This window comes from Pseudomonas sp. xss_4, assembly GCF_043104125.1.
In the GTDB taxonomy this organism is placed as follows: domain Bacteria; phylum Pseudomonadota; class Gammaproteobacteria; order Pseudomonadales; family Pseudomonadaceae; genus Aquipseudomonas; species Aquipseudomonas parafulva_B.
The window spans coordinates 201,991-214,157 of record NZ_JBICKJ010000069.1; the positions used below are offsets into that span (position 1 = coordinate 201,991).

The following is a 12,167-nucleotide window of genomic DNA, read 5'->3' on the forward strand; positions in this document are numbered from 1 at the left end:
ATAGCGCGAGTCACATGCACCGGATGATCAGCTACCACCACCCGAGCCGCCTGCGCCGCCGGCACCGCTACCTGAGCCGCCGCTCCCGGTCCCGCTGCCCATACCGGTACCGCCGCTGCCGCCCATGTCGCCTCTACCGCCCATGTCGCCACTCCCGGTGCCGCCCATGCCCGAGCCGCTCCCGGTGCCGCCGGCGCCCGTGTTCGCCCCATTACCGGTACCGGTACCCGAGCCGGGAGCAGTGCCATCGCCCCCCGTGGCGTCGGTGCCGTTGCTGCCGGTGCCGCTTCCGGTGCCCATGCCATCGCCCGGGGTGCCAGAACCGGTGGCGCCGCTGTTGCCATTCATGGTGCCGTGATCGCCCGATTGCATGCTGGGGGTGTGTTGATCATTCATGTTGGTTGCTGCCATGACCACCGGCGCAGATGCGCCCAGGCAGAGCGCAAGCAGCAGGGAGGAAGGTTTTAGCATTGTCATGATGAAGCTCCTTTTATGAGGTGTCCTCGTAGTGTTCGTCAGGTTGGACTGCCGGCCGTGCCCGGTAATCGACGAACGGGCTTAGCTGAGCCCGTAACTACTGGCACGACAGTCATTTGTCCGCCTTCGTCCTGAGTGCACCTCAACATTGCGACAAGCTCAAGGGTCCCAAACGCTCGACCAACAGTGCTTCGCGCAATTCGTCAGGCTGGAGTGAATTGCTTTGACCAGCCGCCGTTTGCTGCGGGTCACCCATGAACACAGACCAACCTGTGTGAACACATGAGAGATGAACATCATGGCTAGCAATGACGACAAGCATGCAAACCAAGGCGGCAGCTCCAACACCAATCCAGGCAACTTTGCCAATGACCGAGAGAAAGCGTCCCAGGCAGGTCACAAGGGAGGCCAGGCATCAGGCGGTGATTTCGCCAACGACCGTGAGAAAGCGTCCGAAGCGGGCCGTAAAGGTGGGCAGGCCTCCGGAGGCAACTTCGCCAATGATCCGCAGAAAGCCGCTGAGGCGGGCCGCGAAGGCGGCAAGAACAGCCACGGCGGTGGCCGCTCGAGCGATGAGAATCGTTGATCAACGTTAAACCGACCGGTGTAGCGCCCGCTGCTTCGGCACGATGATGAGGATTTACCGATGTTCATGCACAACAAACGTCTGCAGTACACCGTCCGTGTCTCCCAGCCCAACCCTGGGCTTGCGAACCTGTTGCTCGAACAGTTTGGCGGGCCTCAGGGTGAGCTTGCCGCCGCGATGCGCTATTTCACCCAGGCCGTAACCGAGGATGACCCAGGGCGCAAGGACATGTTGTTCGATATCGCCACCGAAGAACTCAGCCACCTTGAGATCATCGGATCGATCGTGGTGATGCTCAACAAAGGTGCCAAAGGCCGTCTGGCCGAAGGGGTGGAAGCCGAGGGTGAACTGTATCGATCACTCACCGGCGCGGGTAACGACTCGCATGTCACCAGCCTTTTGTATGGGGGTGGCGCTGCGCTGGTGAACTCTGGTGGCATTCCCTGGACCGCTGCCTACATCGACACCATTGGAGAGCCGACGGCAGATCTGCGCTCGAACATTGCCGCCGAGGCCCGCGCCAAGATCGTGTATGAGCGTCTGATCAACGTGACCGATGACCCCGGCATCAAGGATGCGCTCGGTTTTCTGATGAGCCGAGAAATTGCCCATCAGATGTCTTTCGAGAAAGCGCTGCATTCCATCCAACCTAACTTCCCGCAGGGCAAAATGCCGGGTGATCCCGAGTTCAACCGCACCTACTTCAACATGTCCCACGGCGGGGAGGTGCGCGGCTCATGGAACGAAGGCCAGGATTGGGTCTACGTGGATCAGCCGCAACCGGCCGTCGATGGCGGTAATGGTATGGCGTCGGTGGAGCTCGATGGGGCCAGTGCAGACGCAGTGGAGGCCATGAAGCTGAGAACCCAGTCCAATCCCGACCTGCAGCCAATGACCGGTGCCGAATTGGGCAAGGTCAATGGTGATGAGCCTATATGAACCGGCAGGGCAGCGGACCGTCGGGTCCGCTGCTACGTTCAAGCGTTACATGTCACGCGTTCACGCCCCCCGCATACCCATGTTGTCTCGCCCTTGCGCATGCACGTTCGCCTCCTGCGGCAACGCCGTGACCTTGATGGCCCGCACCGGTACGGCGAACTTGGCGCCGATTTTCGAGAACCGCTCAAGCAGTTTGAAGTTGATGGCCTGCTGGATGTCCATGTACAGGTTGTAGCCTGGGTCCTGCACGATGTAGACGCATTCGAACTCCAGCGCCTCCTTGCCGAAGCCACGCAAGTGCGCCCGGTCGAAGCGTGCTTGGGCTTGAGCCTTGATCGCTTCCTCGACGATCCCGGGCGCCTTCTTCACCGCCTCGGTAGGCGTATCGTAGGACAGACCAAACTCGAACACGATGCGACGTTCTTGCAGGCGCTTGTAGTTCTGGATGGTGCTGCTGATCATGCTGGCATTGGCCATGACGATCTGCTCGCCGCCCAGGCTGCGGATGCGCGTGGTTTTCAGGCCAACATGCTCGACGGTGCCGGCCAGGGGGCCAATGACGATGAAGTCACCTACCTCGAACGGTTTGTCCACGGCGATGGACAGCGAGGCGAACAGGTCACCCAGAATGTTCTGCACAGCCAGAGCGACCGCAATACCGCCCACACCCAAGCTGGCGACGAAGGCGGTGATGTTCACGCCCAGGTTCGACAGCATGGCCAGTAGCACGATCGACCACAACAGCACCCGCGCACCCCAGGCCGACAACGTGGCCAGGGCGCTGCTCTGCTGGGAACCGTCCGGGTTGTGACGGGTGAAGTAGCGATCCAGGCCCAGGCCGATGGCACGGTTGGCCCACAGGCCGATCTGCAGCGCTGCGACGACGAACCAGAGGCTGCCAACCCGGCTCAACCAACGCTCCGGCAGGTCGAGCATGCTCAACCCCACCAGCAGCGAAGCCAGAAACAGCAGCGAGTTGCTGGTGCCTGACAGGACCTTCTCTACCACGTGGCTCAAGGCCCCGGAATGCGAGGACCAGTGCTTGACGCGCCGCTGTACGAAACTGATGGCTGCCCTGGCGACCAGGAACGTCAGTGTGGCCACAGTGACTGCGAGTAACAGGTTGAGAATGGAGATACCGAAGAACGTGGTATCGGTGAACAGTGTGATGATGCGATCGCTCATGAAGGCTTGCCTCCTCTAGCAAAGGTTTCGAGGTGTCAGGCGTCGAGCAAAACAATTGCCCTGCGAATGGTTATCGGATGATCCGTGCACGTCGATCCTGGACAGATGAACTGTGCGGGTCGGGTAGGGGCCCGTGCGCGTGTAGGCCATTGATTGGTCCACGGTGGACAACAAGTGGGGCCCGGTCCAGCGATGCGCTGATGCGGCACATCATGGCTGCGGCGCGTTGTCTTCAAGCGGTGTGCCGGTACGTGCGGCCAGTGCACGGTATTCCTTGCGCAGCTCGCGCAGGGTCTTGCTGTCCATGGCCTCCAGGTCCAGCACCGAACGTTGCGCCGATTGAGTGGCGCGGATCAGCTCGTCGAGCTTGACGTGAATGATGTCGTTGTCTCGGTTCTGGGTATTCTGGATCAGAAACACCATCAGGAAGGTGATGATGGTGGTCGAGGTGTTGATGATCAGTTGCCAGGTATCGTTGTAGTGGAACCATGGGCCGGAAACCGCCCACATGATGATGAGCACGATGGCCATCAAGAACGTGCTGGGGCGGCCGGCCTGGTTGGATAGCCACTGACAGAACTGCGCGAACTTCATCGGATCCCTCCTGGTGATTGCAGCGTTTCAGGTGACGCAGTGTGCGCCGCCAAGTGTGTAAGGGTCAGCCGTCAGATTGCTCTTCGGGTGGTACCTGGCCTTCCGGCCATTCGGGAGCCGGTTCGGTGGGTTCCTGCTCAGGTGCTTCAATGAGATCACCCGGATTGTGCGGTACGTTGTCCACATAGGGGTCTGGTTGAGTGGGGGTGGTCATGGTGGATTCCTCTTGGGATGTGCTGCGTTAGTGGCCAGCCTGTTGCCAGGTGTTCCATCGAATCTGCCAAGTGGAACGCCTGGACACTCAAGCGACTCCACCATCGAGTGAGGTCAAGGGGCTACTGAGATGATCTACCTAGGCTGTGCAGGCTGGAGCCTGCCCAAGGAGCATGCTCTGGCTTTTCCCGAAGCAGGCAGCCATCTGGAGCGCTACGCCGCGCGCCTGAGTGCTGTGGAAATCAACAGTTCGTTCTACCGGCCCCATCGCCCGCAGACCTATGCGCGCTGGGCCGCATCGACGCCTGAGGACTTTCGCTTCTCGGTCAAGGTGCCCAAGGCGATCACCCATGAAATGCGTCTGCACAGGTGTGAAACGGCGCTGGACAGCTTTCTGGCCCAATGCGGGGAGTTGGGAGAGAAGTTGGGCTGCTTGCTCGTCCAGTTACCACCGTCGCTAGGGTTTGACGAAGCTGTAGTCAGGCGCTTTTTCGAAGCACTGCGGTGCAGGTTCGACAAGCCAGTAGTCGTCGAACCTCGGCATGAGACATGGCGTTCAGTGCAACCGCTGCTGATCGACTTTCAGGTAGGGCAGGTGGGGGCAAGCCCCTCCAGATTCGAGCTAGACGGCCAGCCCTCTGGCTGGTCAGGCATAGCGTATTGGCGGCTGCACGGCGTACCGGTGGTGTATCGGAGCGCTTATACCGATCAATGGCTACGGGAGCTTGCCGCCCAATTGAAACGCGCCCATGACCAAGGGGCGATCCCCTGGTGCATCTTTGACAACACGGCCAGTGGCGCCGCTGTCGGCGATGCGCTGTCGATGCGCAGTTACCTTGGCTGAGCGAAGCGGATCAAACTTTTCCCCAGCGTTGCGCTCTGCTCATAAAGACACCCTGTTCACGTTGGAGATGCTCATGAAAGACACTCACACTCACACCCACACCGGCGACAAAGTTCCGCGTCCGATTTCCTCAGAGCAAGCGCAAAAAGGCGATCAGTCACCTGATCCTGTGTTGGAACGCCCTGATCCGGCCACCGAGGCCATCGACAAGGCTATCACCCCGACTTCCATCAAGGAGCTGGACGAGCAGACCCGGGCGATCGAGCAGCAGACTGAAAACGTGGAGAAGCGCTTGAATCGTTAAGCGATGGGGTCGTTTTGCTGCATGCGCTGTGCTTTCCTGAAATTCAAGCCAGCGACTTATTGCTGCGATGGGCCGCAAAGCGGCCCTAAGATTTGAGCGCCGCCCTGATATTGCAGCGTCGCACCTTGAGTTGTCGGGGCAGGTCTGGCGCCCTTGCAAGGCTGCTTACCCACTGGCAGCGCGTAGCCTTGACGAGCCCCACGTCAACCCGGCTCCATCATCGTATTCTTTTTCCATCCCCGCAGATTCATGACACACAGCGTGAACTGCAGAATGATCAGCGCCCAAGCCTCGGCTTGCCAGCCCCAGGCCGCCCACAACAGGTTGCTTGCAGTGAAGCAGCAGAAGCCGACCTTGCGCCGGGCGGGTCGCCGCGAGCCTATGCACCATGCTGCCACTACCGTTAGCACCATGGCCGGCCATTCCAGCCAATCGATCCAAGCCTCCATCGAACGGTCCTCGGTCCTGGTTTGTTCGTGGGACCGGCCAGTCGAAGCCGGGTTCAGATCGATCCTCTTTCCCAGACACGCCTTGCGATGAAAGCGCGTACGCCAACGTTTTTTTGAACCTCACCCGGCCTCGGCTTGCCCACTTCAGAGGTATTGCTTTGAATCATGTTCTAGAGGAGGGGTGTCATGCCCAGCACAGCACGCAAGGTCCGTTATGGTGTAGTGGCCGGCGGTTCGATTTCCCAGGGTGCGTTCATGCCCGGTATCGGGCAAACCGACAACTCGGAAATTACCGTCCTGGTCACCGGAGATGAGGAAAAAGCCCGGCAGTTGGGCGAGCGGTATGCCCTGCGCACCTACCATTACGACCAGTATGCTCAGATGCTCGCTGCGCGGGAGGTGGACGCACTGTACATTGCAACGCCCAATTTCCGTCATCGTGAGTTCGTATTGCCGGCCCTCGAAGCCGGTATCCATGTGTTGCTCGAAAAGCCCATGGGCATCAGCGAAGCCGATTGCAAAGCCATGATCGAGGTTTCGAAACGCACGGGTGCCAAGCTGATGGTTGCCTACCGCCTGCACTGCGAGCCGGGCACGCTGGACATGATCGAGCGCGTGCATAAGGGCGATTTCGGCGATCCCAGGTTGTTCACATCCATCTTCACGCAGCGTGTCAAACCTAATAACCACCGTGCCCAGAATGGTTTCGAGGCCGGGCCGGTACCGGACATGGGCCCCTATCCCCTGAACATGGTGCGCCAGTTGTTCAACGCCGAACCCATCGAAGTCTCGGCCATGGGTGTTCGATCGCCTGGCAGCACCATGGATACCTGGGATACGGTCACCGTGAGCCTGCGCTTCGAAGACGAGCGGCTGGCGCAGTTCACCGTCAGCTATACCTTGCCGTCTACCGAGCGGTTCCAGCTATTGGGCACCAAGGGCGAGATCGAGGCTTCGCCGTGCTTCGGTTATGGGGAAGGGGTTGCGATCAGCTACAGGGCCACCATCGATGGCGAGACGCGTGTGCACGTCAACCCTGTGGTGGACCAATTTGCTGGGGAAACGGCCTATTTCTCCGATTGTATCCTCAACAACGTTGCGCCCGAACCCGATGGGGAAGAGGGGTGGCGTGATGTACGGGTAGTCGAGGCAATCAAGCGAGCGCTTGAAACCGGTACACCGCAACGACTCGAACCACTGCCCGCTCGGCCGTTCGCGCGTCGATCCGAGCAGCGCAGGGCTTTTGCCCTGGCCCCAGTACCGCCGATGGTTGATGCCGAGTCGCCGGCAGAATAACGGGCGAGCTGCGCGCCCCTGAGGGCGCGCAGGCTTGATTACGCGGCGCGCTGTTCCGACTTGCCCTTGAGCAATTTCTTCTGCGCCATCATCGCCTGGCCCATCTCCTCGAGTTGCTGCTTACCCAGCAGCTTGCGTGCCGTGGGGAACAGCTCGCTTTCTTCTTCCTCGATGTGGTGCTCCAACAACTCTTTCATCACCTTGACCCGCCCTGCGAACTCGACCGTGCCGGTGTCTGTGCCTTCAAGGTCAGGCAGCACCAGTGAATCGACGGTACGGTGCTCTTCCTTGGCCTCGTAGTACATCTTTTCTTCTTCCTTACCACCAGCTTCTTTGATGGCTGGGTAAAGGATTTCCTCTTCCAGGGCGGTATGAATGGTGACTTCCTGCTTGATGCGTTCCAGCAGGTCGGCACGCTTTTTCACTGCGCGCTCTGTTGTCGAAGACAGCTCTTCAAGCAGTTTCTTGACCAACTGATGGTCCTGGGTCAGCAATTCGATGGCGTTCATGGATCACCTCTGCAGGTTGTTGTAATCACGGTTGCCATGGGTTGAGTCAAGCGCCAGGCCATCAGTTCCGCTGCACAGATGACCTGCCTGGCGTGTCCCCTTATCGACACGGTGCGCGACCACCCAGTGCCAACGCTGCGCGTAGCGCCGCCAGGTGCGTGAGGCCTTGCGGCAGGTTGCCCAGGTACTCGGCGGTATCAGGATCGATCATCTCTGAATAGATGCCTGCGCCATGGTCAAGGCCTTGTAGGGCAGCTTCATAGGCGTGCTGCGCCCGTTGGTGCTGACCGAGCAGCACCCAGGCTTCCACCAGCCAGAACGTGCACGCCAGGAAGCAGCCTTCTTCCTCGACCGCACCGCTGTAGCGATAGTGGAAAGGTCCGGCCGACAGGCTGTGCTGCACAGCGTCCAGGGTGCTCTGCAGCCGCTCGGGCGCCGGATAGCCGAAGCGCACCGCCAGGGCGATGCCTGCGTCCAGCCTGTCGCTGCCTGGGTAGAACACATACGCCTGGCGGGCCTCATGCCAGCAGTGGTTTTCGATCCACTCGAAAACACGGTCACGCTCGCGCGCCCAGCGCTGCCGGCAGGTAGTGGGCAGATGCCCGCCGTCGGCCAGTTCGATGGCCCGGCTCAGGGCCTGCCAGCAGCTGATCTTCGACAAGGTGTAGTGCCGCGTTTCTGGCAGTTCCCAGATACCGGCATCCGGCTGGCGCCACTGGTCGGCGCATTGATCTGCCAGGCGTGACAGCAGCATCGCACTGCTGCCGTCCAGGATGTTGCCGGTGTCGATGAAGCAACGGGCAGTTTCGAATATGTCGCCGAATACGCCGTGCTGTAACTGGTCGCGGGCATCGTTACCCACTACGGGCGGCGATTGCTTGTAGCCCGGCAGGTCGATGGCGCGTGTGCATTCGCCCATGGCCCCGTCCAGGGTGTAGAAGACCTGCGCGCCATGCTCGGCCAGCCTGCGCAGCAACCAGGTAAATGCCGCCTTGGCTTCAGGCTGAGCGCCAATGCCGAGGAAGGCTTCGATGGTATACCCGGCATCGCGCACCCATGCGAAGCGGTAGTCATAGTTCTTGGTGCCGCCGATGCGCTCTGGCAGGGAGGTGGTGGCAGCCGCCATGATCGAACCGCTGGGCGATGACAGCAGCAGCTTGAGCGCCAGCGCGTTGCGTACCACCACTGACTGGTAGGGACCTTCATAGATGAGGCTTTGCGACCACTGCCGCCATTCGCGATCAGAGCCGTCGATTCGGTCATCGATCAAGCTGAGTGGCGGCACCACCAAGGGCTCGTCGTGTCCCGCGATCAAGGCCACTACAGTACGTTGCCCGGGCGAGGTGTCGAGCGTGGCGCGCACGCCCATATCGTCCTTGCGCCGCACGCTGAGCTGTTGGTCATGCAGGAACATCCCGAGAATATGGCCCGCGTGAAAAACGCAGCCGTTGTCGTTGGGCGTCAGGTACGGGCTCACCGTGTCGGCCTGGGTGCCGAAATCGATGGCGATTTCGAATGCGATCGACCCTTCGATGCCCTCGATACGACGGGCCAGTTCCGCCCAAGGTAGGCGCCCGGCAGGCCCACTGTTCAGCGATTCGGTCAACCGCGCCCGGCCGGTTGCAGTGATGTACTCGGTCTCCACCACGTTGCTGCCGGGGCGATACCGACGCTTTGCCTGATAGGGCTGGGTCGGGGTGATGGCGAAGAAACCGCCGGTCCTGGGCGAGAGCAGTCGATCGAACAGAGGGGGCGAATCCATGTGCGGCACGCACCACCAGTCGATGGAGCCGTCCAGGCCTACCAGCGCTACCGAGCGCCCATCGCCAAGGGCTGCATACTGCTCCAGCATCAGCCATCCACCGGCGTCCCGCTGGGGCTCGGCACATTGCCGCGGGCTTTCAGATACGTCTTCCACATTGCAGCTCCTGCACCATTGGTACTGATGTGACTGAAGCGAAGCGAGAACAGTTCGTCATCACGTGGGCAACGGCAAGAGGATGACTGTCGGGATAAAATAAATGGAATCTTTTGTTACGCCTTTGGCTCCATTAGGCTGAGTTTGATGGAGGAGAGTCCAATGGCAGGACAACAACTGTATGTAATCGAGTACGAGCTACACGGAGAATTCAGGACTTTCATCATTCGACTGGAACGCATGGACAACGCCGAGGCCTGGCACTGGGCTAGCTGCGATGCAGGTGTCGGGATCATTCCGCGGTTCGGTCAGCACAAGATCAAGAAAGTCAGCCGTCCCATGGCCGAGCGCTATGGGTTGACCAACGTGCGGTGGCGAGTCTCGGGCAAAGGTCCGGAGTTCGTCGCGCCCCCGGTGGACATGAAGAAATTTGCGGTTGCCACTGACAAGTCCTGAATTCGACCAGCTGCACGCCGGTGGCATATGCCCCGGCGTGTCCAAGCGTCTGTACCGAACCGTACAGGGCTACGGGTACAAGAATGTCGACAGTCGCACGGCGCTGTTGGCGCCGGCTCTCACGTGGCCTGTAACCTGGCCTGGTGCGTCATTGCGCACGGTCAGGTGAACAGTGGCCATTCCTGCTTCGTCGGTCGCCACTTCAATGAGCATCGCCTTGCCTTGAGTTTGAGTGCGCAGCGGCTGCGGTTGCACGGTTTCGATACTGGCTTCCTGAAGCATGCTTCCGCCTAGTTGTACCCAAACCGGCTTGCTCGGCGTTCCCTTCACGCTGATCGATAGCTCGACAGGGCTTGCGCTGCGACCTAGTCGCTTGTAGTGCACCTGTACCTTGCCATCAGCACTGGTCGCCCTGGCATCGATCAACCAAGGGCTGGCAGGCACCATGGCGATCGCCAAGCCCAGTGGTAGTAAAAGTGCAAGCCATTTGAAGCGTCCGGCGCGCCCAAAGCGGTGATGGGCAAAGGCGCCTTCGGGTGCTGGGTAATGCTTGGAAGTCATCGGGTACTCGTTCATCTAGGTGTGATCAGGCCCGTTCGCCGCGTAGCCAACGTTGGTGATAATGCGCCAGTTGCGACAGTCCATAGGCCGCCCCCTGGCGCATCACCTCGTCACGCTCGCCAAAAAAGCGTTGGGTGGCGGTGAAAACGGCAAGCGGCTCTCCGGCGAACGCCCAGGCAAAACACAGCGTACCGGGCGGAATTTTGCCTTGCGCGGCAGGTCCTGCGACCCCTGTGGTGGCAATGGCAACGGTCGCGTCGCTGTCTTTCAATGCGCCTAATGCCATTTCCCATGCAACCGCTTCGCTGGTCAGGCCATAACGCTCGATAGTCACCGGGCTAACGCCCAGCAAGCGTTGTTTGGCAGCGGGGGAATAGACAACGTAGCCGCTTTCGAGCACCTCGGCGGTACCTGGCAGAGCGGCCAATGCCGCTACCATGGCGCCTGCGGTGCAGGATTCGGCAGTGGTCAAAACTAGGTCATGTTTTTTCAAGTACTCGAAGACGGACTCAATCGCGTCGATGGCCATACCTGTAACTCGCGCAGCATTTTGCAGTGGACGCGAGCGCTACGCTGTTGGTTCACTGCAAGTGCGTCCGCCCGTCCATCGTGCAGCAATCGAGCTGAACTTAGCGGGACTTCCAGGCTTCCTTTTTAAAGAAGGTTGAGAAACCGATCAAAAGGGAGAGCGGTTATGAACGAGCCTGTGACGTACTTCTGGATCGCCGTGGCGGTCCTGATCCTACTGGTGGACCTGTGGGCCATCGTCAGTGTGTTTCGTAGCGACAAGACCGATGCCACAAAGGCGGCCTGGGCCCTGTTGCTCCTGGCTCTGCCTGTGGCGGGTCTGGCGATCTGGGGTATCTGGGGACCGCGTGGCATCAAACGCGGTACTGGACCCTCTTCCCCTGAACATAGCAAAGGCTGAGGTGTCTTCATGAGCACATCGAATGAGCAGGACGCCAAGCGCGTGGAGCAAGCGCGCACCACGGGCGAAAAAGAGCGAGACAACGACGCTCAGCGCCCAGACGGGTCTACGGGCACCGAGCAGGACACTACGGCGCAGAAGACCGCAAGGGATGTGCCTGCGCACAAGCCGTAAACCAATGTTCAGCCAGCTTTGCTACATCGCGCGATGTCTACGGCAGCCAATGCTGTTGACCCGTGCATGGGCACTCACCCTGGCCATGGATAGTTTCTAGGAGCCGTACTGTGCCACGTATTATCACCCCAGCCACCCCAGAGCACGAAATCCAGGAGCATAATGCTCGCATGTTCGGCTCGCCCAAGGAGCGGTTGGACTTCTACCGACAGGAAATCCAGTACGAGACGAGTATCCTTGCTAACCGTACGGATGCTTACCTGGCCGCCCAGTCCTTTTTAGTCATTGCGTATGCCTCAGCCATGGGCAATACCAATCAGAGCTGGGGCGAAATGTTCACGCTGGTGGTGCCGCCCTTTTTGGCGCTGCTTGGTGTACTCAGTTCACTGAACGCCTGGCCAGGTATTCACGCTGCCTACAAGATCATCGAGCATTGGCAACTCAAGCAAAGTCATCTGCTGCGAAGCGAACCCATGATGGGGCTGGCTTACGACGAATCGCCATTATTTAGCGAAACCGAGACTTCCCAGGCCGGCCATCGCAAGTCTTTGCTGTTCTCGCTGCGTACACCCTGGATTTTCCTCGTATGCTGGGTATTGCTCGGGTCATACGCCATATTTATTCAACTGGCGTGAAAACCAGACCTTCCAACTCTTGTGCGTGAGGCTCATCATAGGCGTCTTTTGCGCTTAATAGCGTGCCTGTAGCCGATGCTTGTTTTCAGGAAGTTCGAG

18 protein-coding genes are annotated in these 12,167 nt (G+C 59.9%); 9 read left to right on the forward strand and 9 right to left on the reverse strand.

From position 1 onward, the window contains the following. Positions 1–27: 27 nt before the first annotated feature. Positions 28–477 carry a hypothetical protein gene (locus ACF8GB_RS14475; protein ID WP_058637284.1) on the reverse strand — a complete coding sequence of 150 codons (450 nt, stop codon included), beginning with the start codon at positions 475–477 and terminating at the stop codon, positions 28–30. A gap of 298 nt (positions 478–775) precedes the next feature. On the opposite strand from ACF8GB_RS14475, the gene ACF8GB_RS14480 reads away from it, so the two are divergent. Then, the gene (locus ACF8GB_RS14480) at positions 776–1,063 is read left to right on the forward strand and encodes a general stress protein (protein ID WP_196186195.1); all 288 of its coding nucleotides are present in this window, start codon (positions 776–778) and stop codon (positions 1,061–1,063) included. A gap of 60 nt (positions 1,064–1,123) precedes the next feature. Beyond that, entirely contained in the window at positions 1,124–2,002 is an 879-nt protein-coding gene (locus tag ACF8GB_RS14485) for a manganese catalase family protein (RefSeq protein WP_196127873.1), read from the forward strand. Positions 2,003–2,062: 60 nt separating this feature from the next. On the opposite strand, the gene ACF8GB_RS14490 is transcribed toward ACF8GB_RS14485, so the two are convergent. From ACF8GB_RS14490 to ACF8GB_RS14500, 3 genes are all read right to left on the reverse strand, one after another. Continuing rightward, entirely contained in the window at positions 2,063–3,187 is a 1,125-nt protein-coding gene (locus ACF8GB_RS14490) for a mechanosensitive ion channel family protein (protein WP_392515290.1), read from the reverse strand. 210 nt (positions 3,188–3,397) lie between these two features. Next, positions 3,398–3,781 (reverse strand): low affinity iron permease family protein, encoded by a 384-nt coding sequence (locus ACF8GB_RS14495; RefSeq protein ID WP_058603938.1) that lies wholly within the window; start codon positions 3,779–3,781, stop codon positions 3,398–3,400. 64 nt (positions 3,782–3,845) lie between these two features. Then, positions 3,846–3,995 carry a hypothetical protein gene (locus ACF8GB_RS14500; RefSeq protein WP_392515292.1) on the reverse strand — a complete coding sequence of 50 codons (150 nt, stop codon included), beginning with the start codon at positions 3,993–3,995 and terminating at the stop codon, positions 3,846–3,848. 129 nt (positions 3,996–4,124) lie between these two features. On the opposite strand from ACF8GB_RS14500, the gene ACF8GB_RS14505 reads away from it, so the two are divergent. Both ACF8GB_RS14505 and ACF8GB_RS14510 read left to right on the forward strand, forming a co-directional pair. Beyond that, positions 4,125–4,838 (forward strand): DUF72 domain-containing protein, encoded by a 714-nt coding sequence (locus ACF8GB_RS14505; protein WP_392527222.1) that lies wholly within the window; start codon positions 4,125–4,127, stop codon positions 4,836–4,838. A gap of 73 nt (positions 4,839–4,911) precedes the next feature. Then, positions 4,912–5,142, forward strand: a complete 231-nt coding sequence (locus ACF8GB_RS14510) for a hypothetical protein (RefSeq protein WP_392527224.1) — start codon at positions 4,912–4,914, stop codon at positions 5,140–5,142. Between the two features lie 203 nt (positions 5,143–5,345). Here the strand turns inward: ACF8GB_RS14510 and ACF8GB_RS14515 are convergent, their stop codons facing one another. Continuing rightward, the gene (locus tag ACF8GB_RS14515) at positions 5,346–5,591 is read right to left on the reverse strand and encodes a hypothetical protein (protein WP_392527225.1); all 246 of its coding nucleotides are present in this window, start codon (positions 5,589–5,591) and stop codon (positions 5,346–5,348) included. Between the two features lie 186 nt (positions 5,592–5,777). On the opposite strand from ACF8GB_RS14515, the gene ACF8GB_RS14520 reads away from it, so the two are divergent. Further along, entirely contained in the window at positions 5,778–6,887 is a 1,110-nt protein-coding gene (locus tag ACF8GB_RS14520) for a Gfo/Idh/MocA family protein (RefSeq protein WP_392527227.1), read from the forward strand. A 38-nt stretch (positions 6,888–6,925) separates the two neighbouring features. Here the strand turns inward: ACF8GB_RS14520 and ACF8GB_RS14525 are convergent, their stop codons facing one another. Both ACF8GB_RS14525 and ACF8GB_RS14530 read right to left on the reverse strand, forming a co-directional pair. Further along, positions 6,926–7,396, reverse strand: coding sequence for a hemerythrin domain-containing protein (locus ACF8GB_RS14525; RefSeq protein WP_058605217.1), 471 nt, complete (start codon positions 7,394–7,396; stop codon positions 6,926–6,928). Positions 7,397–7,496: 100 nt separating this feature from the next. Next, positions 7,497–9,251, reverse strand: coding sequence for a glycoside hydrolase family 15 protein (locus ACF8GB_RS14530; RefSeq protein ID WP_392527252.1), 1,755 nt, complete (start codon positions 9,249–9,251; stop codon positions 7,497–7,499). Between the two features lie 225 nt (positions 9,252–9,476). On the opposite strand from ACF8GB_RS14530, the gene ACF8GB_RS14535 reads away from it, so the two are divergent. Then, on the forward strand, positions 9,477–9,770 hold the full coding sequence (locus ACF8GB_RS14535) for a DUF6555 family protein (protein WP_023535998.1): 294 nt from the start codon (positions 9,477–9,479) through the stop codon (positions 9,768–9,770). Positions 9,771–9,839: 69 nt separating this feature from the next. On the opposite strand, the gene ACF8GB_RS14540 is transcribed toward ACF8GB_RS14535, so the two are convergent. Together ACF8GB_RS14540 and ACF8GB_RS14545 are read right to left on the reverse strand one after the other, a co-directional pair. Then, complete coding sequence (locus ACF8GB_RS14540; RefSeq protein ID WP_196121958.1) at positions 9,840–10,331, reverse strand: hypothetical protein; 492 nt, start codon at positions 10,329–10,331, stop codon at positions 9,840–9,842. Between the two features lie 25 nt (positions 10,332–10,356). Next, on the reverse strand, positions 10,357–10,860 hold the full coding sequence (locus tag ACF8GB_RS14545) for a CinA family protein (RefSeq protein ID WP_197844654.1): 504 nt from the start codon (positions 10,858–10,860) through the stop codon (positions 10,357–10,359). Between the two features lie 165 nt (positions 10,861–11,025). Here ACF8GB_RS14545 and ACF8GB_RS14550 point away from each other — a divergent pair, with 165 nt between their 5' ends. From ACF8GB_RS14550 to ACF8GB_RS14560, 3 genes are all read left to right on the forward strand, one after another. Next, positions 11,026–11,259, forward strand: coding sequence for a PLDc N-terminal domain-containing protein (locus ACF8GB_RS14550; protein WP_028687006.1), 234 nt, complete (start codon positions 11,026–11,028; stop codon positions 11,257–11,259). Between the two features lie 9 nt (positions 11,260–11,268). Next, the gene (locus ACF8GB_RS14555; protein ID WP_167340246.1) at positions 11,269–11,433 is read left to right on the forward strand and encodes a hypothetical protein; all 165 of its coding nucleotides are present in this window, start codon (positions 11,269–11,271) and stop codon (positions 11,431–11,433) included. A 110-nt stretch (positions 11,434–11,543) separates the two neighbouring features. Next, complete coding sequence (locus ACF8GB_RS14560) at positions 11,544–12,068, forward strand: hypothetical protein (protein WP_023536033.1); 525 nt, start codon at positions 11,544–11,546, stop codon at positions 12,066–12,068. The last annotated feature ends 99 nt before the right edge of the window (positions 12,069–12,167 follow it).

Bases quoted from the DNA above. Each gene is read 5' to 3' on its own strand.
- ACF8GB_RS14475 (WP_058637284.1), bottom strand. From the start codon at position 477: ATGACAATGCTAAAACCTTCCTCCCTGCTGCTTGCGCTCTGCCTGGGC.
- ACF8GB_RS14480 (WP_196186195.1), top strand. From the start codon at position 776: ATGGCTAGCAATGACGACAAGCATGCAAACCAAGGCGGCAGCTCCAAC.
- ACF8GB_RS14485 (WP_196127873.1), top strand. From the start codon at position 1,124: ATGTTCATGCACAACAAACGTCTGCAGTACACCGTCCGTGTCTCCCAG.
- ACF8GB_RS14490 (WP_392515290.1), bottom strand. From the start codon at position 3,187: ATGAGCGATCGCATCATCACACTGTTCACCGATACCACGTTCTTCGGT.
- ACF8GB_RS14495 (WP_058603938.1), bottom strand. From the start codon at position 3,781: ATGAAGTTCGCGCAGTTCTGTCAGTGGCTATCCAACCAGGCCGGCCGC.
- ACF8GB_RS14500 (WP_392515292.1), bottom strand. From the start codon at position 3,995: ATGACCACCCCCACTCAACCAGACCCCTATGTGGACAACGTACCGCAC.
- ACF8GB_RS14505 (WP_392527222.1), top strand. From the start codon at position 4,125: ATGATCTACCTAGGCTGTGCAGGCTGGAGCCTGCCCAAGGAGCATGCT.
- ACF8GB_RS14510 (WP_392527224.1), top strand. From the start codon at position 4,912: ATGAAAGACACTCACACTCACACCCACACCGGCGACAAAGTTCCGCGT.
- ACF8GB_RS14515 (WP_392527225.1), bottom strand. From the start codon at position 5,591: ATGGAGGCTTGGATCGATTGGCTGGAATGGCCGGCCATGGTGCTAACG.
- ACF8GB_RS14520 (WP_392527227.1), top strand. From the start codon at position 5,778: ATGCCCAGCACAGCACGCAAGGTCCGTTATGGTGTAGTGGCCGGCGGT.
- ACF8GB_RS14525 (WP_058605217.1), bottom strand. From the start codon at position 7,396: ATGAACGCCATCGAATTGCTGACCCAGGACCATCAGTTGGTCAAGAAA.
- ACF8GB_RS14535 (WP_023535998.1), top strand. From the start codon at position 9,477: ATGGCAGGACAACAACTGTATGTAATCGAGTACGAGCTACACGGAGAA.
- ACF8GB_RS14540 (WP_196121958.1), bottom strand. From the start codon at position 10,331: ATGACTTCCAAGCATTACCCAGCACCCGAAGGCGCCTTTGCCCATCAC.
- ACF8GB_RS14545 (WP_197844654.1), bottom strand. From the start codon at position 10,860: ATGGCCATCGACGCGATTGAGTCCGTCTTCGAGTACTTGAAAAAACAT.
- ACF8GB_RS14550 (WP_028687006.1), top strand. From the start codon at position 11,026: ATGAACGAGCCTGTGACGTACTTCTGGATCGCCGTGGCGGTCCTGATC.
- ACF8GB_RS14555 (WP_167340246.1), top strand. From the start codon at position 11,269: ATGAGCACATCGAATGAGCAGGACGCCAAGCGCGTGGAGCAAGCGCGC.